Source organism: Bradyrhizobium sp. HKCCYLRH3099 (assembly GCF_051167855.1).
Classification (GTDB): Bacteria; Pseudomonadota; Alphaproteobacteria; order Rhizobiales; family Xanthobacteraceae; genus Bradyrhizobium.
Map to the genome: position 1 here is coordinate 111,654 of NZ_JBNPTW010000004.1, position 19,456 is coordinate 131,109.

19 protein-coding genes are annotated in these 19,456 nt (G+C 64.8%); 13 read left to right on the forward strand and 6 right to left on the reverse strand.

Annotation, left to right across the window (positions count from 1 at the left end):
• Window positions 1–160 precede the first annotated feature (160 nt).
• Complete coding sequence (locus tag ACQR1Y_RS11245; RefSeq protein ID WP_434859007.1) at window positions 161–916, reverse strand: outer membrane protein; 756 nt, start codon at window positions 914–916, stop codon at window positions 161–163.
• Window positions 917–1,109: 193 nt separating this feature from the next.
• Window positions 1,110–1,868, reverse strand: a complete 759-nt coding sequence (locus ACQR1Y_RS11250) for an outer membrane protein (protein WP_434877243.1) — start codon at window positions 1,866–1,868, stop codon at window positions 1,110–1,112.
• Between the two features lie 473 nt (window positions 1,869–2,341).
• Here ACQR1Y_RS11250 and ACQR1Y_RS11255 point away from each other — a divergent pair, with 473 nt between their 5' ends.
• The gene (locus ACQR1Y_RS11255; protein WP_434859005.1) at window positions 2,342–2,836 is read left to right on the forward strand and encodes a single-stranded DNA-binding protein; all 495 of its coding nucleotides are present in this window, start codon (window positions 2,342–2,344) and stop codon (window positions 2,834–2,836) included.
• 209 nt (window positions 2,837–3,045) lie between these two features.
• Window positions 3,046–5,790: a DNA gyrase subunit A gene (gene gyrA / locus ACQR1Y_RS11260; protein ID WP_434877244.1), complete on the forward strand. Its 2,745-nt coding sequence runs from the start codon at window positions 3,046–3,048 to the stop codon at window positions 5,788–5,790.
• A gap of 103 nt (window positions 5,791–5,893) precedes the next feature.
• Here the strand turns inward: gyrA and ACQR1Y_RS11265 are convergent, their stop codons facing one another.
• Window positions 5,894–6,151: a hypothetical protein gene (locus ACQR1Y_RS11265; protein WP_434859003.1), complete on the reverse strand. Its 258-nt coding sequence runs from the start codon at window positions 6,149–6,151 to the stop codon at window positions 5,894–5,896.
• 280 nt (window positions 6,152–6,431) lie between these two features.
• On the opposite strand from ACQR1Y_RS11265, the gene coaD reads away from it, so the two are divergent.
• From coaD to queA, 4 genes are all read left to right on the forward strand, one after another.
• Window positions 6,432–6,926 (forward strand): pantetheine-phosphate adenylyltransferase, encoded by a 495-nt coding sequence (gene coaD / locus ACQR1Y_RS11270; RefSeq protein WP_434877245.1) that lies wholly within the window; start codon window positions 6,432–6,434, stop codon window positions 6,924–6,926.
• A gap of 74 nt (window positions 6,927–7,000) precedes the next feature.
• The gene (locus tag ACQR1Y_RS11275) at window positions 7,001–7,564 is read left to right on the forward strand and encodes a peptidylprolyl isomerase (RefSeq protein ID WP_434859001.1); all 564 of its coding nucleotides are present in this window, start codon (window positions 7,001–7,003) and stop codon (window positions 7,562–7,564) included.
• A 293-nt stretch (window positions 7,565–7,857) separates the two neighbouring features.
• Entirely contained in the window at window positions 7,858–8,322 is a 465-nt protein-coding gene (locus ACQR1Y_RS11280; protein WP_434859000.1) for a peptidylprolyl isomerase, read from the forward strand.
• A 203-nt stretch (window positions 8,323–8,525) separates the two neighbouring features.
• Entirely contained in the window at window positions 8,526–9,620 is a 1,095-nt protein-coding gene (gene queA, locus ACQR1Y_RS11285) for a tRNA preQ1(34) S-adenosylmethionine ribosyltransferase-isomerase QueA (protein ID WP_434877246.1), read from the forward strand.
• Between the two features lie 346 nt (window positions 9,621–9,966).
• Here queA and ACQR1Y_RS11290 read toward each other — a convergent pair whose 3' ends face one another.
• Complete coding sequence (locus ACQR1Y_RS11290; RefSeq protein ID WP_434877247.1) at window positions 9,967–10,992, reverse strand: aspartate-semialdehyde dehydrogenase; 1,026 nt, start codon at window positions 10,990–10,992, stop codon at window positions 9,967–9,969.
• 271 nt (window positions 10,993–11,263) lie between these two features.
• Between ACQR1Y_RS11290 and tgt the strand changes: the two genes are divergently transcribed.
• Window positions 11,264–12,418, forward strand: coding sequence for a tRNA guanosine(34) transglycosylase Tgt (tgt, locus tag ACQR1Y_RS11295; RefSeq protein WP_434877248.1), 1,155 nt, complete (start codon window positions 11,264–11,266; stop codon window positions 12,416–12,418).
• 125 nt (window positions 12,419–12,543) lie between these two features.
• Here the strand turns inward: tgt and ACQR1Y_RS11300 are convergent, their stop codons facing one another.
• Window positions 12,544–12,762, reverse strand: coding sequence for a hypothetical protein (locus tag ACQR1Y_RS11300; protein WP_434858995.1), 219 nt, complete (start codon window positions 12,760–12,762; stop codon window positions 12,544–12,546).
• Window positions 12,763–13,276: 514 nt separating this feature from the next.
• Here ACQR1Y_RS11300 and cysK point away from each other — a divergent pair.
• Complete coding sequence (gene cysK / locus ACQR1Y_RS11305; protein WP_434877249.1) at window positions 13,277–14,245, forward strand: cysteine synthase A; 969 nt, start codon at window positions 13,277–13,279, stop codon at window positions 14,243–14,245.
• A 2-nt stretch (window positions 14,246–14,247) separates the two neighbouring features.
• A complete protein-coding gene (locus tag ACQR1Y_RS11310; RefSeq protein WP_434877250.1) occupies window positions 14,248–14,487 on the forward strand; it encodes a BrnA antitoxin family protein in 240 nt (79 codons plus the stop codon).
• A 68-nt stretch (window positions 14,488–14,555) separates the two neighbouring features.
• Here the strand turns inward: ACQR1Y_RS11310 and ACQR1Y_RS11315 are convergent, their stop codons facing one another.
• Entirely contained in the window at window positions 14,556–14,873 is a 318-nt protein-coding gene (locus ACQR1Y_RS11315) for a hypothetical protein (RefSeq protein ID WP_434877251.1), read from the reverse strand.
• A 25-nt stretch (window positions 14,874–14,898) separates the two neighbouring features.
• Between ACQR1Y_RS11315 and ACQR1Y_RS11320 the strand changes: the two genes are divergently transcribed.
• The 4 genes from ACQR1Y_RS11320 (at window position 14,899) to ACQR1Y_RS11335 (ending at window position 19,434) form a co-directional block, all read left to right on the forward strand.
• Window positions 14,899–15,738, forward strand: a complete 840-nt coding sequence (locus ACQR1Y_RS11320) for a response regulator (RefSeq protein ID WP_434877252.1) — start codon at window positions 14,899–14,901, stop codon at window positions 15,736–15,738.
• Window positions 15,735–16,058: a circadian clock KaiB family protein gene (locus tag ACQR1Y_RS11325; protein ID WP_434858990.1), complete on the forward strand. Its 324-nt coding sequence runs from the start codon at window positions 15,735–15,737 to the stop codon at window positions 16,056–16,058. Before ACQR1Y_RS11320 ends, ACQR1Y_RS11325 begins: the two co-directional genes overlap by 4 nt.
• Entirely contained in the window at window positions 16,045–17,574 is a 1,530-nt protein-coding gene (gene kaiC, locus ACQR1Y_RS11330) for a circadian clock protein KaiC (protein ID WP_434877253.1), read from the forward strand. Before ACQR1Y_RS11325 ends, kaiC begins: the two co-directional genes overlap by 14 nt.
• Before the next feature lie 117 nt (window positions 17,575–17,691).
• The gene (locus tag ACQR1Y_RS11335; RefSeq protein WP_434877467.1) at window positions 17,692–19,434 is read left to right on the forward strand and encodes an ATP-binding protein; all 1,743 of its coding nucleotides are present in this window, start codon (window positions 17,692–17,694) and stop codon (window positions 19,432–19,434) included.
• Window positions 19,435–19,456 lie beyond the last annotated feature (22 nt).

Sequence of the window (19,456 nt, forward strand, 5' to 3'; positions counted from 1 at the left end):
TGTTTTCTAAAAGTTGTGACCGCGGGCGTTGGCGCCACGGATCTGACGCAGATGCTTAAAAGTTGATTAAAAATGTCTTCATGCCCTCGCGCCGACGGCAACCGCCGTGCCCGCCAGAGACGGGTCTCCCGGCTTGTCAATAGGCTGTGTACTCAGGCGCTCAGTGCTTGGAGACGACCGGGCCGCCCCAGCGATAGTTGACGCGCACCGTGGCCATGTCGACGTCCTGGCCGACCTGGTCGGTCCGGCTCGGCGCGCCGCCGGGGACTCCCGAGAAGCCGAGGGTGCGGTTGCCCATGAACAGGTGCTCGTATTCGGCAGCCACCGACCAGTTCTTGGCGAAGCCGACCTCGACGCCGGTGCCGACGGCCGCGCCCCAGCGCGTGGCGCTGGACTGGTCGATCAGCGCACCGGTGGCGGTGCCCAGGCCGTTGTACTTCTCACCCGCGACCGCGGCGCCGCCCTTCACGTACCAGAGCACGTTGTTCCAGGTGTAGCCGATCTGGCCGGTGAACACGCCGATGCCGTTGATCTTGGTCTGGTTGGTCACGGCCGGGGCGAGCTGGCTGACATTGCTGCCCTTGAGGTTGGCCCAATTGCCCTGGGCCTCGACCCCGAACACCCAGCCGCCTGCCTGCCAGCGATAGCCGATCTGGCCACCGGCCAATGCTCCGGTCGCGTCGTGGCAACCCTCCGCGTTGGTGGCGGCCACGCCGCCGAAGGTGACGTTGTTGGTCCAGCAGGTGCGGGCGAAGCCGCCGCCGGCATTGAGGCCGACGTAGAAGCCGCTCCAATCATAGATCGCAGCGATCATCGCAGGCGCCTTGGTGAAGGTGCGCGCGGGCAAGTCGGCAGCGATGGCCGGCGCAAGCCCCAGCGCCAGCGAAGTTGTCGCCCCCAGCAACAGACTTCTCATCGCATTCCCCAAACCTAGTCCGACGCCCGCACGCACGCTCTCACCAACGCCCACCCGCGACGCCTTGATAGCCCCTCTGACCGGAAAAAGCCGTCACCCAAACGACACAGCCGGCTAGCAAGTGTCGGGACCAGCACACAAAAAAAGGCCGGCGCGAGGCCGGCCTTTCGACAAATTCAAGTTCAGGTTGCGATCAGTAGCGCGACAGGGCCGGGCCGCCGAAGTGATAGGAGATGCCAGCCTTGACGGTGTGGATGGTGTCGTTCCACTCCGAGCGGTTGGCGGCGACCGGCGGGTTGTTGTACTGCAGCGTGCTGCGGCCGAAGTCGATGTAATTGTACTCGACCTTGGCCGACCAGTTCGCCGCGAACATGTACTCGGCGCCAGCGCCGACGGTCCAACCCCAACGCCAATCGTTGACGGAGCCGCCGAACGCCGGTCCGAGCAGGCCACGGTCGTAGCGATGCTGGAAGTCTCCGACCGAGGCACCGCCGCTGACGAAGAGCAAAGCGGGGCCTGCAGCCCAGCCGAGACGGCCCTTGATGTCGCCGAAGCCGCGCAGGTGCGTGAAGTAGGAATCGCCGAAGCCGGCGTTGATCTCGGCCGAACGGCCGTTGATGTCGGCCCAGTGGTAGTCGCCTTCGAGGCCGAACACGATGTTGTCGACCTGCCAATTGTAGCCGACCACGCCGCCGACGAAGCCGCCGTTGAAGTCGTAACGCTGCGTCGGGGTGAAGCCGACGACGTTCGGTCCACCGAAGTAGGTCTCGTCGCTGCGGCCCCAGCCGCCGCCGCCCTGCACACCGAGATAGAAGCCGGTCCAGGTCGGGAGCGGCGCGGGCGCGGCCATCGGCGCCTTCGTGTAGGGGCGGGCGGCGAGATCAGCGGCGCTCGCGGGGGTCAGCGACCCCAACACCATCAAGCTGACTGCTCCAAGAAAAATTCGTTTCATCCCAAGGTTCATCCCAAGTCTCCCGCTTTGGCGTCTCCACAGGGTCCCCGGAGGCGCACATTCTGTGAGTGGGTGCGACCGCGGATGCGGCCTCAATCCATCCGAAAATATACGCGATTCAACCCCCAATACCGTCTCCCAAAAGCCACAGGAGGGGAGGAAGTGAGGCGATCTAAGTTTATGTAAGTTAAAGAATTTTTGACCATTCACGGGAACTTTTCAGGGTTCCATTTCTCGGCCGTCCGGTTCCATCGGGTTCCATGGAACTCCACGCATGGTTGCATACACAGTCGCGCGAACAAAACTGGAACAATCGGCGCTGGCCTGCTATATGTGGATAAGCGACGAGAAGGCAGGTGGCCGGCGCGGCAACCGTATAGGGTCCGCCGCGAGAGGAAGGGGTGAGCCACCGTGGGCCGAGAGGCCGGTGGGCCACAGCCGGCCCGGTGATCTGAAAACCGCGGGAGAGTGTGATGGCGGGTAGTGTGAACAAGGTGATTCTGGTCGGAAATCTGGGCAAGGACCCCGAGATCCGGCGGACGCAGGATGGGCGGCCGATCGCCAATCTGAGCATCGCGACGTCGGAGACGTGGCGCGACAAGAACACCGGCGAGCGCAAGGAAAAGACCGAGTGGCACCGGGTGGTGATCTTCAACGAAGGTCTCTGCAAGGTCGCCGAGCAGTATCTCAAGAAGGGCTCCACGGTGTACATCGAGGGCGCGCTGCAGACCCGCAAATGGACCGACCAGAGCGGCGTCGAGAAGTACTCGACCGAGGTGGTGCTGCAGGGCTTCAACTCGACCTTGACGATGCTCGGTGGCCGTGGCGGCGGAGGCGGGGGCAACTTCGCCGACGACACGGGCGGCGGTGATTTCGGCATGAGCAGCCCATCCTCCGCGCCTGCGCCGCGCCGCCCGATGGCAGCCGCCAGCCGCAACAGCGACATGGACGACGACATTCCGTTCTGAGGTGAAAACGCGCGCGGGAAACCCGGCTCCGGCCGGGCCGCGCGCGACGCCCGCGGCCACCGTCGACCGCAACGTAAGATCTCGTTAAGTCGCTGGAAATGCGGCTATAAAAACCTTCGCGCGGGAACGTGGAGGGGTGGCCTGCCGCGACGCGATGCGCTATATGATTCCAAGCGATTTTCGCGTGTCAAAACCGACCGGTATCCCCTTTGTCCGATAAAGAAGATGAGAAGCCCGGCGAGCCGGGCGGACCTTCCGACATTCGTCCCGTCTCCATCCTCGATGAGATGAAGCGCTCCTACCTCGATTACGCGATGAGCGTGATCGTAGCGCGGGCGCTGCCCGATGCGCGCGACGGCCTGAAGCCCGTGCACCGGCGCATCCTCTACGGCATGTACGAGAACGGCTTCGAGTGGAACAAGCCGTACCGCAAGTCGGCGCGCACCGTCGGCGACGTCATCGGTAAATACCATCCGCACGGCGACCAGTCGGTCTATGACGCGCTGGTGCGCATGGCGCAGGACTTCTCGATGCGCGTGCCGCTGATCGACGGTCAGGGCAATTTCGGCTCGGTCGACGGCGACATGCCGGCGGCGATGCGCTACACGGAATCGCGCCTGACCAAGATCGCGCAGTCGCTGCTCGACGATCTCGACAAGGACACCGTCGACTTCCAGCCGAACTACGACAATTCGGAACGCGAGCCGTCGGTGCTGCCGGCGAAGTTTCCGAACCTGCTCGTCAACGGCGCCGGCGGCATCGCCGTGGGCATGGCGACCAACATCCCGCCGCACAATCTCGGCGAGGTCATCGACGCCTGCATCGCGCTGACCGACAATCCGGCGCTGTCGATCGACGAGCTCAACCAGATCATCCCCGGACCGGACTTCCCGACCGGCGGCATCATCCTCGGCCGGGCCGGCATCCGCTCAGCCTATCACACCGGCCGCGGCTCGATCGTGATGCGCGGCAAGGTGACGATCGACACCATCCGCAAGGATCGCGAGGCGATCCTGATCACGGAGATCCCGTACCAGGTCAACAAGGCCTCGATGGTCGAGCGCATCGCCGAGCTGGTGCGCGAGAAGAAGATCGAGGGCATCTCGGACCTGCGCGACGAATCCGACCGCGACGGCTTCCGCGTCGTCGTCGAGCTCAAGCGCGACGCCGTGCCGGACGTGGTGCTGAACCAGCTCTACAAGTTCACGCCGCTGCAGACCAATTTCGGCGCCAACATGGTGGCGCTCGATGGTGGTCGTCCGCAGACGATGAACCTCAAGGATCTGCTGACCGTGTTCGTGGCGTTCCGCGAACAGGTGGTGACGCGGCGGACCAAGTTCCTGCTCAACAAGGCGCGCGACCGCGCCCACATCCTGGTCGGCCTCGCCATTGCGGTCGCCAATATCGACGAGATCATCCGCGTTATCAGAACCTCGCCCGATCCCAACACCGCGCGCGAAACCCTGATGTCGCGCGACTGGCCGGCGCAGGACGTGGCGGCAATGATCACCCTGATCGACGATCCGCGCCACCGCATCAATCCGGACGGCACCGCGCGGCTGTCGCTCGAGCAGGCCAAGGCCATTCTCGATCTGCGCCTGCAGCGCCTCACCGCGCTCGGCCGCGAGGAGATCTCCGACGAGCTCGACAAGCTCGCGCTGGAGATCGCCGACTATCTGGACATCCTGCGCTCGCGCGCCCGCGTCCAGGACATCGTCAAGACCGAGCTGTCGGCGATCAAGGCCGAGTTTGCCACCCCGCGCCGCACCGTCATCGCCGAGCAGGAAGGCGAGATGGAGGACGAGGACCTGATCCAGCGCGAGGACATGGTCGTGACCGTGTCGCACGCCGGCTACACCAAGCGCGTGCCGCTGTCGGCCTATCGTGCGCAGCGCCGCGGCGGCAAGGGCCGCACGGGCATGCAGACCCGCGAGGAGGATTTCGTCAGCCGGCTGTTCGTGGCCTCCACGCATACGCCGGTGCTGTTCTTCTCGTCGCGCGGCCAGGTCTACAAGGAGAAGGTCTGGCGGCTGCCGATCGCAGCCCCCAACGGCCGCGGCAAGGCGCTGATCAACATCCTGCCGCTCGAGCAGGGCGAGCGCATCACCACGATCATGCCGCTGCCGGAGGATGAATCCTCCTGGGCCAATCTCGACGTGATGTTCGCCACGACCGGCGGCAATGTCCGGCGCAACAAGCTGTCGGATTTCGTCGACGTGCGCCGCTCCGGCATTATCGCGATGAAGCTCGACGAGGGCGAGGAGATCGTCAACGTCCAGATCTGCACCGAGCGCGACGACGTGCTGCTGACGGCGGCCGGCGGCCAGTGCATCCGCTTCCCCGTCACCGACGTGCGCGTCTTCACGGGCCGCACCTCGATGGGCGTGCGCGGCATCGCGCTCGCCGAGGGCGACAAGGTGATCTCGCTGTGCATCCTGCGCCATGTCGAGACCACCTCGGACGAGCGCACGGCCTATTTGAAGATGCGCCGGGCGATGTCGGGCGAGGCGACCGCCGAGGAGCCGGCCGAGACCGAAAGCGAGGAGGCGGCCGCGGGTGCGATCCAGCTGTCGCAGGAGCGCTATGTCGAGATGTCGGCACAGGAGCAGGTGGTGCTCACCGTGTCGGTCAATGGCTATGGCAAGCGCACTTCGTCCTACGAGTACCGGACGACCGGTCGCGGCGGCAAAGGCATCGTCGCGATGTCCGTCAACAACCGCAACGGCAAGCTGGTCGCATCGTTCCCGGTCGAGGACAGCGACCAGATCATGCTGGTCACCGACAAGGGCCAGCTGATCCGCTGCCCGGTCGACGGCATCCGCATCGCCGGACGCTCCACCCAGGGCGTCATCGTGTTCAACACGGCTGACGATGAGCACGTCGTCTCGGTCGAGCACATCGGCGAGGAGACGGAGAACGGCAACGGGGCGGCTGAGCCGGCGAATGGCGAATGAGGTGCGAGTGGCGAATAGGGCGTAGCGAGTAGGGGACGAATCATTTCCCCGCCTATTCGCTATTCGCTATTCGCTATTCGCTATTCGCTATTCGCTATTCGCTTCACTGCGCCCGCTCGACGCCGACGACGCGGGCCTCGCGGATCGCGGTCTTGGTGCCGGCGGTGCGCAGGCAGGCGGCCTCGAAATTCGGCCAGGCCTGCTGCGAGCAGTCGCGGCCGATGGGGCGGATGTCCAGACGGTCAGCCTTGGCCAGCGGACGCGGCACGCTCGCTTCGACCTGCGGGGCAAAGCCCGGCAGGAGGGTGAGGGCGGCAGCCACGGAGCCGGCCGCTGCAATCGCAGAAAGCGCTTTGATCATGACGGTCCCCTGTCCTGGTCTCGATGTCGGGCCGTTCGCGGCCCGTCGTTCGTTAAGGATTTGATAACCATTCCGGGTTTCGGGATGCTTTCGCGCGCCGGCCGAAATGATTTCATGGCGCCGCGGCTGTGTTTCGCGGCCCAAGTTCCGACGAAACAATCGCGGTAAGCGGCTGCAGTTCCGGCCGGCCCGTGCGAGACGCTGCCGCGGCCATCACAGCTGCGCCAGCCGGCGGCCCGCGCAGCTTGCCCGGCTGTTCCGGCCGGTATAGGACGGACGCATGCAACGCATTGCGCTCTATCCAGGCTCGTTCGATCCCGTCACCAACGGCCATCTCGACGTGGTCCGGCAGGCCGTCCATCTCTGTGACAAGCTGATCGTCGCGGTCGGCGTGCACCACGGCAAGAAGCCGCTGTTCTCCACAGAAGAGCGGCTGGCCATGGCGCACGAGGTGTTCGGGCCGGTCGCCGCCGCCGCGGGCTGCGAATTCGAGGCCTCGACCTACGACAATCTCACGGTGACGGCGGCGCAGAAGACCGGCGCGATCCTGATGATCCGGGGCCTGCGCGACGTCAAAGATTTCGATTATGAGATGCAATTGGCGGGCATGAACCAGACCATGGCACCGTCGATCCAGACGGTGTTCGTGCCGGCCTCGGTATCGGTTCGCCCGATCAACGCCAGCCTCGTCCGTCAGATCGCCGCGATGGGCGGCGAGATCTCGCACTTCGTGCCGCCGTCGGTGGTGGCTCCCCTGAAAGCCAAGTTCGTCTGACGATCCGTCGGCCGGCGCCCGCCTATCTCGGGTTGTCGACTTTCGCGTTCCCCTCTCATCCTTTCGGAGTTTCCATGATCCGAGCTATCGCTTTCGTCTTCGCTCTCGTGTTCGCGCTGCCGGCGCTGGCGCAATCGCTGCCCGCCGGTCTCGATAAGCAGAACGCGCTGGTCATCGACACCACCAAGGGCCGCATCGTCATCAAGCTGCGCACCGACCTGGCGCCGCAGCACGCCGAGCGGCTGAAGACCTTGGCGCGCGAGGGCTACTACAACAACGTGCCGTTCCACCGGGTGATGGAAGGCTTCATGGCGCAGACCGGCGACGGCCAGAAATTCGACGGCACCGGCGGCTCGAAATATCCGAACCTGAAGCAGGAGTTTTCGCAGACGCCGTTCAAGCGCGGTACCGTCGGCATGGCCCGCCGCGGCGACAGCGTCGATTCCGCCAACTCGCAGTTCTTCATCTGCTTCGGCGATGCGTCCTTCCTGAACGGCCAGTACACGGTGATCGGCGAGGTCGTGCAGGGCATGGACGTGGTCGACAAGCTCAAGAAGGCGCCTCCGGGCTCGGCGGGCGGCGCCGTGACCGATCCGGACAAGATGGTCAAGGTCCAGGTCGCCTCGGATATCAAGTAACCGCCCTCGAGACGCGGGCGGAGCAGGGCACCCGGCGCTCACGGCCGGGTTCCCGCCGCTTAAGGAACCCTTTGCCACGCGCCGTCCACCGGGTCGACAGCCGGGGCGGCTTCAGCTTTAAGCGCGTTGGGTCTATTCTGGACCCGCATCGCCCGGGCCTCGTTGTGCTCGGATTGCCGTCAGGAGGGGTGGCGGCCGCACAAGAGAAGGCGCCGCGACATTTCAGACCCCCGGACCGGACTGTCCGTTGTCCTGCCCCCCTCATTAATTCAACCAGAACCTGAGAGACCAGAATGGCTGCGACCGAAAATACCTTGATCCTCGAAACCACCCAGGGCCCCGTCACCATCGAGATGCGTCCCGACCTCGCGCCCGGCCATGTCGCGCGCATCAAGGAGCTCGTCCGCGAGGGCTTCTATGACGGCATCGTGTTCCACCGCGTGATCGACGGCTTCATGGCGCAGACCGGCTGTCCGCAGGGCACCGGCACGGGCGGCTCCGGCAAGAAGCTGAAGGCCGAGTTCAACGCCGAGCCGCATGTCCGCGGCACCGCCTCGATGGCCCGCGCCGCCAGCCCGGATTCCGGCGACAGCCAGTTCTTCATCTGCTTCGACGACGCCCGCTTCCTCGACAAGCAGTACACCGTCTGGGGCAAGGTCACCGAGGGCATGGAGAACGTCGACAAGATCAAGCGCGGCGAGCCGGTGCAGAATCCGGACAAGATCGTGAAGGCCTACATGGCCGCCGACGCGGCATAGGCTTCGAGACGCTCGCCATGAACACGCCTCTCGGCGTGTTCATGGTCCCATCTGCAGCGTCGCTCGCGGCGCTCGACCCTCATGGTGAGGAGCGTGCGCAGCACGCGTCTCGAACCATGGGGCCAACAGTCGGGCCTTATCCTTCGAGACGCGTGCTCCGCACGCTCCTCAGGATGAGGGCCGATGGTCGTCCCAGAACGACGATGCGCACCGACCTCTTCGATTTCCATCTCCCCCCCGAGAACATCGCGCTGCGCCCGGCGAGCCCGCGCGAATCCGCGCGCATGCTGGTGGTGCAGGGCGACGGCGTGCTGCGTGACCGCACCGTCGGCGGTCTGCCCGATTGGCTCGAGCCGGGCGACCAGCTCGTCGTCAACGACACCAAGGTGATCGCAGCCCAGCTCTCCGGCCGCCGCATCAGCCGCGAGACCGAGGCCAAGATCGAGGCCACCCTGATCAAGCGGCTCGACGGCTCGCACTGGCAAGCGCTGGTGCGGCCCGCCAAGAAGCTCGCGCCCGGCGATACGATCCGCTTCGGCAATGAGGGCAAGGTCTGCCTGCTCGGCCATCTCGACGCCACCGTCGAGGCCAAGGGCGAGGAGGGCGAGGTGACGCTGGCCTTCGTGTTTCACGGCCCGGCGCTCGACCAGGCCATCGCCGATCTCGGCCGGCCGCCGCTGCCGCCCTACATCGCCGGCAAACGGCCCGCGGACGAGCAGGACGCGGCCGACTACCAGACCATGTTCGCGGCCAAGGAGGGCGCCGTGGCTGCGCCCACCGCCGGCCTGCATTTCACGCCGGCTCTGGAACAGCGCTTGCGCGACCGCGGCGTCGGGCTGCAGCGCGTGACCCTGCATGTCGGCGCCGGCACGTTTCTGCCGGTGAAGGTCGAGGACACCGAGGGCCACCGCATGCATGCGGAGTGGGGCAGCCTCACCGCCGAAACGGCTCACGCGTTGAACGAGGCCCGCGCCAATGGCGGCCGCATCGTCGCCGTCGGCACCACATCGATGCGTCTGCTGGAGAGCGCGGCGCTGCCGGACGGCACTCTCGCGCCGTTCGAGGCGGAGACCTCGATCTTCATCACGCCCGGCTACCGATTCCGCGCCGTCGATATCCTGATGACCAACTTCCACCTGCCGCGCTCGACCCTGTTCATGCTGGTCTCGGCCTTCGCCGGCCTGGAGACGATGCAGGCGGCGTACAAACATGCGATCGAGAGCGGCTACCGCTTCTATTCGTATGGCGATGCGTGCTTGTTGTTCCGGCAGCCGGACGAACGCATCGTCGAGCCGTAAAATCTATCAGCGTCATTCCGGGGCATCGCGCAGCGATGAGCCCGGAATCCATAACCACGAGCAGGCGTTGTCGCGAAGACAAGCGCCACATCGATCTCCCGTCCCATGACCGCCTGTGGCTATGGATTCCGGGCTCGCGCTACGCGCGCCCCGGAATGACGCGAGGAGAGAGGCGCATTGATGCTCGTGAGAGTCGGCCTGTCACGGCAACCTCCGCTGTGATTCCCCGCGAAGGCGGGGAATCCAGTACGCCGTGGCGGATCAGCTGATCACAGGTGCCAGTGAGTACTGGATCACCCGCTTTCGCGGGTGATGACAGCGTGGGTGGAGATGCGGCCGGGCTAACTCACGCCATCGCCCGCTCCGGCAAGAGCTCCGCGATCTGCACCGCGTTCAGCGCGGCGCCCTTCAGCAACTGATCAGCGGCGACGAACATCGCGATGGAGTGGCCGGAGGGATCCGACAGGTCCTTTCTGATGCGGCCGACCAGCACGTCGTCCTGGCCGGAGGCGTCGACCGGCATCGGGAAGTAGTTCTTGGCGCGGTCGTCGACGATGCGCACGCCCGGTGCGGTGGCGAGGATGCGGCGGACTTCATCTTCCGTGATCGGCTTTTCGCACTCGAAGGTGATGGCTTCGCAATGGGCGCGCAGCACCGGCACGCGGACACAGGTCACGCCGATCGCGATGCCCTCGTCCTCGAAGATCTTGCGGGTCTCGTTGATGACCTTGGTCTCTTCGTCATTGTAGCCGGTGTCGGGGTCGATGGCGGTGTTGTGGCTGAACAGGTTGAAGGCGAACGGGTGAGGCATCACCTTGGGCGCGTAGACCTGGCCGTTGAGGTTGGCGCGGGTCGACTGCACCAGCTCGTCCATCGCCGCCGCACCGGCGCCGCTGGCGGCCTGGTAGGTCGAGATGATCACGCGCTTGATGCGGTTCTGCTGGTGGATCGGCCACAGCGGCACCAGAGCCGTGATGGCGGCGCAATTCGGATTGGCGATGATGCCCTTGTGGTCGCGGATGCGGCGGGCGTTGATCTCGGGGATCACCAGCGGCACGTTCGGGTCCATGCGGAACGCCGAGGAATTGTCGACCACGACGGCGCCGGAGCGGACCGCGATCGGCGCGAACTTCTTGGAGATGCCGCTGCCGGCCGAGAACAGCGCGATGTCGACGCCCTCGAACGAGCGCTCGTTGAGCTCCTCGATCACGATCGTCTGGCCGCGAAAGCTGAGGGTCTGGCCGGCCGAGCGGGCGCTCGCCAGCGCCTTCAGCTTGCCGACACGGACATTGCGGCGGTCCAGGGTGGCAATGAACTCGGCGCCGACGGCGCCGGTGACGCCGACGATGGCAATGGTGGGATCGTGAGGCACGTGGGGAGTCTCCGGTTGAAACTTGGGCATAAAAAAAGCCCCGGACCTTCATCAGGCGGGGCTTCGGTTCGAAGATGGTCGCGATCGAGGTCGATTACGCGCGCACGCCTCCCGAGGCCCGCAAGGGCTTGGTGGTTTTCGTCGTGCGTTTGGTCGAGGTCGACATGATCAGGGACCATAGGGGCGGTAGGAACCGCCGTCAACGCCGTTATCGGCCGAACGCCGCCGATGGCGGTTGAATCGGGGGCCGTCCTGACGCAATAAGCCGGCCATGAGCTCCCCCGGCGATCCACTCCCCAACCATTTCGAACTGCTCGGCACGGACGGCGCGGCCCGCACCGGCCGGTTGACGACGCCGCATGGCGTGGTCCGCACCCCCGCCTTCATGCCGGTGGGAACGGCCGGCGCGATGAAGGGCATTCACTGGCGCGACGTACGCGAGGCCGGTGCCGATATCGTGCTCGGCAACACCTATCATCTGATGCTGCGTCCCACGGCGGAGCGGATCGCGGCGCTGGGCGGCCTGCAGCGCTTCACCGGCTGGGGCGGACCGATGCTGACGGATTCCGGCGGCTTCCAGGTGATGTCACTGTCGGCCCTGCGCAAGGTCACCGAGCAGGCCGTGACGTTCCGCTCGCATATCGACGGCGCCAAGATCGAGCTGTCGCCGGAGCGCGCCATCGAGGTGCAGCGCCTGCTCAACTCCGACATTGCGATGCAGCTCGACGAATGCGTGCGGCTGCCAGCGGAGCCCGCCGACATCGAGCGGGCAATGCGGCTGTCGCTGCGCTGGGCCGAGCGCTGCCGCCGCGCCTTCGAGAGTGCGCCTCCCGGCTACATGCTGTTTGGCATCGTCCAGGGCGGCGATCTCCCGGCGTTGCGCCAGGCGAGCGCGCAGGCGCTGGTCGACATCGGCTTCCATGGCTATGCGATCGGCGGACTTGCGGTGGGCGAGCCACAGGCGGTGATGCTGGAGATGATCGAGGCCACCGTGCCGGCGCTGCCGGCCGACCGGCCGCGCTATCTGATGGGCGTCGGAACGCCCGACGATCTGTTGGAGTCGGTGAAGCGCGGCGTCGACATGTTCGACTGCGTGCTGCCGACCCGCAACGGCCGCCACGGCGTCGCCTATACGCGCTTCGGGCCGGTCAATTTGCGCAACGCCCGTCACGCCGATGACCCGCGTCCGCTGGACGAGGAAAGCCCATGGCCGCCGGCGCGCGGCTACGCGCGCGCCTACCTGCATCACCTGATCAAGGCCGGCGAGGCGTTGGGGGCGACGCTGCTGTCGGAGATCAACATCGCTTATTTCCAGCAACTGATGGCCGGAATGCGCGAAGCCATTGCCCAAGGGCGGTTCACGGAGTTCTACGACCGCACCAAGGCGGATTGGGCGCGGGGTGACATCGCGCCGCGCGTCAATTGATGGCGTGGTCGTTCGGGAGCCATGACGGCGCGGGACAACTGGTAGGGGTGGGCCTTGCGGAAACACCTGACGGCGCTCCGGCGCGATGGCTGCGGCATCGCGCCCTGGAACGGTCCATCGCCGCCTCAGTTGCAGACGAAGCGGCTCTTGACGGAATGCTTGGTGACGAAGCCGTAGCCGCAGGTGTCGCAGGTCCAGAGATAGCTGATCGCGTTGTCGGCCAGATACGCGGACGCCTCCGCGGCAATCATGGAATCGGCGCAGACCGGGCATGTCGGCAAATCGCAGCCGCGCGGATTTGGGCGGGGCGATGCGGTCGACACGAGATCAGCGAGTGCTGACATAGTGACCTCCTGGGCGATCTCTTTGTTATGAGCTGCGTTTGAATGACGTCAGCTTCGCATGTGGCAACTTCGAACGAGTCAGGTCCGACAGGTCGAACGTCCGCGGATATCAGGTCCGTCACACAAAGAGTTTGTCTGGTGGTCTGTTGTTTTTGTCTATGACTGCAGCGCCGTTCGGTGCGAACGTTCTGCTTGTATCATTCCAAAGATGACATCTTGCTGATGCCGTCTATTGATGCGGTCTTGTGATGCCGTCGCGCCGATTCCGCTCAAGCCTCTGCCACCGCCGAATCAGTACCGTAAATCTTCGTCCTACTGAAGTCTAACCTACACCGCGTTCATTGACCTTGTCGCAACACAAATGCGTTGGTTTTGCGCAATTTTGCGACGACTTGTTGTGCAATGCCGCGATGGCGAGGTCGCGTAAACGTGCTTGCGCAGCGCAGCAGGCTCGCTGAAGATGGTCAGTGTCATTGTCGATATCGCGCGCCCGATGCGCGCAAGGAGTGATTTCATGGACTCGCAAGCTGCGACACAGCGTCCCGGACGCGGGCGTGTTTTCGATTCAATTGTCGAGGCTTTTGGCAATACGCCGATTGTGCGGTTGCGAAAGCTGCCTGAGCAGCATGGCGTGAAGGCGACCATCCTCGCCAAGTTGGAATATTTCAACCCGGCGGCGAGCGTGAAGGACCGCATCGGCGTCGGCATGATCCTGGCGATGGAGCAGGCCGGCGTGCTCAAGCCGGACTCCGTGCTCGTCGAGCCCACCTCGGGCAACACCGGCATCGCGCTGGCCTTCGTCGCGGCGGCCCGCGGCTACAAGCTGAAGCTGGTGATGCCGGAGTCGATGTCGGTGGAGCGGCGCAAGATGCTCGCCTTCCTCGGTGCGGAGATCGTGCTGACGCCGGCCGCGCAGGGCATGAAGGGCGCCATTGCGACCGCGGAGGAGCTGTTGCGGACAACGCCGAACGCGGTGATGCCGCACCAGTTCAAGAACCTCGCCAACCCCGACATCCATCGCCGCACCACGGCGGAGGAGATCTGGAACGACACGGCCGGCAATATCGACATCTTTGTCGCCGGCGTCGGCACCGGCGGCACCATCACCGGCGTGGGCCAGGTGCTCAAGTCGCGCAAGCCGGGCCTCAAGGTGGTTGCGGTCGAACCGGAGGAGAGTCCGGTCTTGTCGGGCGGCCAGCATTCGCCGCACAAGATCCAGGGCATCGGCGCCGGCTTCGTGCCCGATATTCTCGACCGCGCCGTGATCGACGAGATCGTCAAGATCAACAGCGCGACGGCGATCGAGACCTCGCGCGCGCTGGCGCGCAACGAGGGCATCCCCGGGGGCATCTCCTCCGGCGCGGCGATTGCGGCCGCGCTCGAACTCGGCAAGCGGCCGGAGAATGCGGGCAAGACGATCCTGGCGATCGTGCCGTCATTCTCCGAGCGCTATCTGTCCACGGCGCTGTTCGAGGGGATCTGATCATGGCCGATCAGCCGCGGCGTCCCCGCACCCTGGCCGACGCCCGCACCGAAGCGGAAGCGGCATTCAAGAAGGTCACCACCAAGCCGGTCGAGGCGCCGCCGAAGAAGGCGGCTATCCCGGGGGTGCGGGAGCAGGTGACGTTGCGGATCGATCAGGACGTGCTCGAGCATTTCCAATCCGAAGGTCCTGGCTGGCAGGACCGCATCAACGCGGCTTTGCGCAAGGCGGCGGGTCTGTAGCTGAACAACGATGTGCCGGGCCTGACGGCGGAGCGAGTCTCGGTCCGCGGGCTCGGCATTTGCCGAACTCATCGCTTGAATTTTTCGTTGCTGTCGACCGTGCTGTAAGCGCGGAGTCGTGCGTCGTCATCCCTGATTACCATTGACGTCGAGATGCCGCTGACGGTGTTTGCGAACCGTCCTTTCCCGTTGCGCAGTGGTAAATTGGCGCAGTGCACGTGATGATGGAACTTCTTCTTCTCATCGTCCCCATCCTGATCTATCGTCGCTGCAAATCGTCTTTCAAAGTTCTCTCGCGTTTCCCACCCGGCGAAGCGGCGATGTCGTGAAGAGCAGGCCTCTGCCGCGCGTCGTCTGACATGCTGGAATTGTCCCGACTGAGCCATTTCGACGCCTCTCCGGGAGCGTCTCATGAGTCCCGAGGCTGAGCTTCCAGTTCGTGTGCTGCTCGTTGAAAGTGGTCCGGCGAGCGGACAGATGATGCGGGATGCGATCACTGGCCACTTGATGATGGATGGCTGTGAATTGTTGTCCGTTGCAACAATTGCCGAAGCGCAGGTCATGATGGCGCAGCAGCCGATCGATGTGGTCGTGCTGGATCTGGGCGAGTCCGACGCGCACGGCGTCCTCGATGTCCAGGATCTCAGAGCGGCCGGTCAGGACATCCCGATCATTGTCGTCAATGGAGCGTCCGATATCGAGGCCATGAGAGCCTATGTGCAGGCTGGCGCGCGCGACTACCTCCCGACGGCGGACGCCGGACCTTCGTCGTTGCGGCGCGCAGTGATCCATGCCACCGGGCGGCGCCGCCAGGATCGCATCGACGACAACCGGCGCTCGCTTGCCAACGATCGAGGCATGTCATCGGCCGGCCGCGCCACCAGCGTCACGGCGCAGTTCGCCGGACACGGTTCGATCCGGGAGCGCAACCCGCGAGCCTTCGACAGCCTGGTCGAGCAATATCTGGCGCTGTTCAAGGAGTATCTGGACCCGCGTGCCGACCACCATGTCCGTCCGCTGCCCACGATGGAGAGGCTTGCGACAGGGATCGGCGATGAAGGCGGTGGTCCGCGCGATCTGCTCGACCTCCACGTCGTCGCACTCGAGAAGGCGATCGGCGGGACGACGGTCGAGCGAACGAGCACGCTGGTGTTCGAAGGCCGGTTGCTCGCCATCGAGATGATGGGGCTGCTCGTCGACTACTACCGGCTCGGACACCGACGTCGCATTGCACCGGGAGATAGGGGATGACCCTGCAGCTCGGATTGTTCGTGACCGGCCAGACCTCGAATTCGCTGCGGGCGATGGAGAACCTGCGCAGAATCGTTCAGCAGGAGCTGAACATCCCTTGCGAGATCGACATCATCGATGTGCTGGAACATCCGCAGATCGCCGAAGACGAGAAGATCGTTGCGACACCCACGCTGGTGAAGCGCCATCCGGGTCCGGTGCGAAAAATCATCGGCGATCTCAGCGACACCAGGAAGGTCCTGCTGGGACTCGGGATCCTCCAGAATTCGTCGACGGTGCAGCTTGGAAAGGAGGAGGGGACAAGGAATGAGCGGGGGTAAGGCTGTCGAACTCGAGAAGTTGCGGACGGGAATTGCCGGATTCGACCAGATTTCGAACGGTGGACTACCGCTCAATCGAAGCACATTGATCGCCGGCACGGCCGGCAGCGGAAAAACCGTGCTTGCGCTGCAGTTTCTCGTCATGGGCGTGAGGACCTGCGGCGAGCATGGCGTCTGTGTCACCTTCGAGGAGGCTCCGGAAGACCTGATGCGCAACGTCGCGTCGTTCGGCTGGGATTTCGAGAAGATGAACCGCGACGGCCAGATCGCGATCGTCGATGCCACCCCGGAGCAGGGCGAAGAGGTGCTCGAGGCTGGCAACTACGACCTCTCGGCGCTGATGGCGCGGATCGAGAATGCGATCCGCAGGGTCAACGCCAAGCGGGTGGTGTTCGATTCCGTCGGGGCGCTGTTTCCTCAGTTCTCGGACTCCAACGTCGTGCGTCGAGAACTGCACCGGATCGCCAGCGCGCTGCGACTTCTTGGCGTCACCACCATCATCACCATGGAGCGTCTCAACGAGGACGGCGGGCTGGGGCGTTTTGGCGTCGAGGAGTTCGTCGCCGACAACGTTCTGCTGCTGCGCAACCGGCTCGAGCAGGAGAAGCGCCGGCGGACGATCGAGATCCTCAAATTCCGCGGCGCTACCCATCAGAAGGGCGAATATCCGTTCACGGTCGACCACGCCGAGGGAGTCGCGATCATTCCGCTGTCGTCGATCGAGTTGAAACAGCGTTCGAGCGACCTCCGGGTGTCCTCCGGCGTGCCCGAGCTGGATCAGATGTGCGGCGGCGGCTTCTATCGCGATTCCATCATCCTGGTGAGCGGTGCCACCGGCACCGGCAAGACATTGATGGTCACGCACTATCTCAAGGCCGCCATCGAACGCGGAGAGCGTGCGTTGCTGATCGCGGCCGAGGAGAGCCGCGAGCAGTTGACGCGCAATGCCTCCAACTGGAACGTCGACTTCGATTCAGCCGAGAAGGAAGGCCTTCTCCGCATCATCGCAAGATATCCCGAGACCATGGGGCTGGAGGATCACCAGCTCTACATCCAGCGGGAGATCAACGAGTTTCAGCCGAGCCGGCTGGCGGTCGACAGCCTGTCGGCGTTCGAACGTGCAGGCTCGCCGAAGTCCTACAGGGAATTCGTCATCGCTCTGACGAGCCATATCAAGAAGGTCGGCATCACCGGTCTCTTCACCAACACGACATCGATGCTGATGGGCGGCGAGTCGATCACGGAGACCCATATTTCGACCATCACCGACATGATCTTGCTGCTGCGCTACGTCGAGCTCTACGGCATGATGCGGAGGGGACTGGCGATCTTGAAGATGCGCGGCACGCAGCATGACAAGGACATCCGCGAATATGTCATCGACGGCCACGGCATGCATCTGGTCGCAACCTTCCGCGATGTGCATGGCATTCTGACCGGGGCTCCCACCTACATGTTCACGCGGGAGCGCGACCATCTTGCTGAGATGTTTGCCAGCCCGCAACGTGAGTCCTAGGCAGGGACGTTCCTCATGCACGCATCACACTACCGAGTGCTGGTGATTGGTGGCGAGTCCGCGCCAGTCTTGCCCGCGTCGGTAGGAGGTGATGGCGAGAACGGATCCGTGATCGACATGAGCCGGGTGGCGACGATCGCGGAGGCGCGTCGCAGGCTCGAGACCACCTCCTACGACACCATCCTGATGAACCTGGCCTTCGCGCAGGCGATCGATGCTCTCCCGGACGATCTGCAAGCCCTGGCCTCCGCGAGCCCAGTCCTGCTCTACAATCAGCCCGCGGATGCGCGCGCCGGCGGCCCGGCGGAGCTCGGGTTGCCACTCATCGGGTCGGCGAAGCAGGCCTTGCCGCGCGACTACCGCCACTTCGGCCAGTTGTTGGAGGCCGTGCCGGACGCGCTGATCGTCACCAATCAGGACAACGAAGTCGCGTTCGTCAACCGGGCGGCCCGCGAGCTGTTCGGCAAGGCGCGTGACGACTTCATCGGTGAGAGAGTGAGCTTTGCGGTCCGAGAAGGTGAGATCTCGGAGATCGAGGTCTATCGCGGCAAGGTCGTCCGGCGCTGCGAGCTGCGCGCGTCGCGTTGCACATGGGAGGGGGCGCCGGCCCAGCTCCATCTCATTCAGGACGTGACCGAGCAGAAGCGGCTCAACGAAGAGCTTCGACAGTCTCAAAAGATGGAGGCGGTTGGCGTGCTGGCGGGCGGGATCGCGCACGACTTCAACAACCTTCTGGTCGTGATGATGGTCTATGCGGAGATGCTGCGCGAGGAATGTCAGGGCGACGACCCCCGCCTGCCGGACGTGATGGAGCTGATCAAGGCGGTCGATCGCGGGCGAGATCTGACGCGGCAACTGCTCGCGTTCTCGCGCAAGCAGCCGGCAACGCTCGCGCTCGTCGATCTCGGCGCCACCCTGTCGGATCTGCAGAAGATGTTCAGCCGGCTTCTGCCGAGCAACATCGACATCAGCACCGAGGTCGAGCAGCAGTGCTGGCCGGTGATCGCGGACCGCGTGCAGATCGAGCAGCTCATTATGAATCTTGCCCTCAATGCCCGCGATGCGATGCCCTCGGGCGGCCAGCTGACGATCGCGGTGGCCAACACGACCATCCAGCGCAGCGACGAGGGTGTCGAGCCTGGTGACTATGTCATGATGACGGTGAGGGACACCGGCATCGGCATTCCTGCCGATGATCTCGAGCGCATCTTCGATCCGTTCTTCACGACCAAGGTGCGCGGCGGCGGCACCGGCCTTGGGCTTGCGACCTGCTACGGCATCGTCAAGCAGGCGGGCGGCAGTATCGCCGTCAGGAGTGTGGTCGGCGAGGGGACCAGCTTCGTCGTGCTGTTGCCGCGCGCGAACGGAACGATCCAGACCGAGGCCGCGCCGGCTCCCTTGGTTCGGGAGACCCGGGGCGGCGAGCGGATCCTGCTGGTCGAGGACAATTCTCTCGCCCAACGCGCGACGGCCTCGATGCTGCAGCGCGCCGGATACTCGGTACAGTCCATGGCCAATGGCGAAGAGGCACTGCGTTTTCTTCGCGATCACGCCGATGCCGTTGACCTGGTCCTGAGCGACGTGGTCATGCCGCAGCTCAGCGGGCCGGAACTCGCCCGGCAGCTCTCGCTGTCTCATCCTGATCTGCCGGTCGTTTTCATGACAGGTTACTCGAACGATCCGATCATCGCCGATGCCGGCGAGAATCGGATCGGCGGCCGGCCGACGATCATGAAGCCGTTCAAGCGCGAGGAACTGCTCGCGTTCATCGGCGACGCCATCGAACGCAAGCGCCGCGTCGAGGACCGCCGCCTCGACCGACCGATCAACGGGCCCCCGACCGCAGGAGCTCCATCGTAGCGGGCGCTCTCAGCAAAGAGGA

Coding starts and splice junctions, on each gene's coding strand:
- ACQR1Y_RS11335 (WP_434877467.1), top strand. CDS start 17,692: ATGAGCCGGGTGGCGACGATCGCGGAGGCGCGTCGCAGGCTCGAGACC.
- ACQR1Y_RS11320 (WP_434877252.1), top strand. CDS start 14,899: ATGAGTCCCGAGGCTGAGCTTCCAGTTCGTGTGCTGCTCGTTGAAAGT.
- ACQR1Y_RS11310 (WP_434877250.1), top strand. CDS start 14,248: ATGGCCGATCAGCCGCGGCGTCCCCGCACCCTGGCCGACGCCCGCACC.
- ACQR1Y_RS11280 (WP_434859000.1), top strand. CDS start 7,858: ATGGCTGCGACCGAAAATACCTTGATCCTCGAAACCACCCAGGGCCCC.
- ACQR1Y_RS11300 (WP_434858995.1), bottom strand. CDS start 12,762: ATGTCAGCACTCGCTGATCTCGTGTCGACCGCATCGCCCCGCCCAAAT.
- ACQR1Y_RS11250 (WP_434877243.1), bottom strand. CDS start 1,868: ATGAAACGAATTTTTCTTGGAGCAGTCAGCTTGATGGTGTTGGGGTCG.
- coaD (WP_434877245.1), top strand. CDS start 6,432: ATGCAACGCATTGCGCTCTATCCAGGCTCGTTCGATCCCGTCACCAAC.
- cysK (WP_434877249.1), top strand. CDS start 13,277: ATGGACTCGCAAGCTGCGACACAGCGTCCCGGACGCGGGCGTGTTTTC.
- ACQR1Y_RS11265 (WP_434859003.1), bottom strand. CDS start 6,151: ATGATCAAAGCGCTTTCTGCGATTGCAGCGGCCGGCTCCGTGGCTGCC.
- ACQR1Y_RS11325 (WP_434858990.1), top strand. CDS start 15,735: ATGACCCTGCAGCTCGGATTGTTCGTGACCGGCCAGACCTCGAATTCG.
- tgt (WP_434877248.1), top strand. CDS start 11,264: ATGAGCTCCCCCGGCGATCCACTCCCCAACCATTTCGAACTGCTCGGC.
- ACQR1Y_RS11245 (WP_434859007.1), bottom strand. CDS start 916: ATGAGAAGTCTGTTGCTGGGGGCGACAACTTCGCTGGCGCTGGGGCTT.
- ACQR1Y_RS11315 (WP_434877251.1), bottom strand. CDS start 14,873: ATGGCTCAGTCGGGACAATTCCAGCATGTCAGACGACGCGCGGCAGAG.
- ACQR1Y_RS11275 (WP_434859001.1), top strand. CDS start 7,001: ATGATCCGAGCTATCGCTTTCGTCTTCGCTCTCGTGTTCGCGCTGCCG.
- queA (WP_434877246.1), top strand. CDS start 8,526: ATGCGCACCGACCTCTTCGATTTCCATCTCCCCCCCGAGAACATCGCG.
- ACQR1Y_RS11255 (WP_434859005.1), top strand. CDS start 2,342: ATGGCGGGTAGTGTGAACAAGGTGATTCTGGTCGGAAATCTGGGCAAG.
- kaiC (WP_434877253.1), top strand. CDS start 16,045: ATGAGCGGGGGTAAGGCTGTCGAACTCGAGAAGTTGCGGACGGGAATT.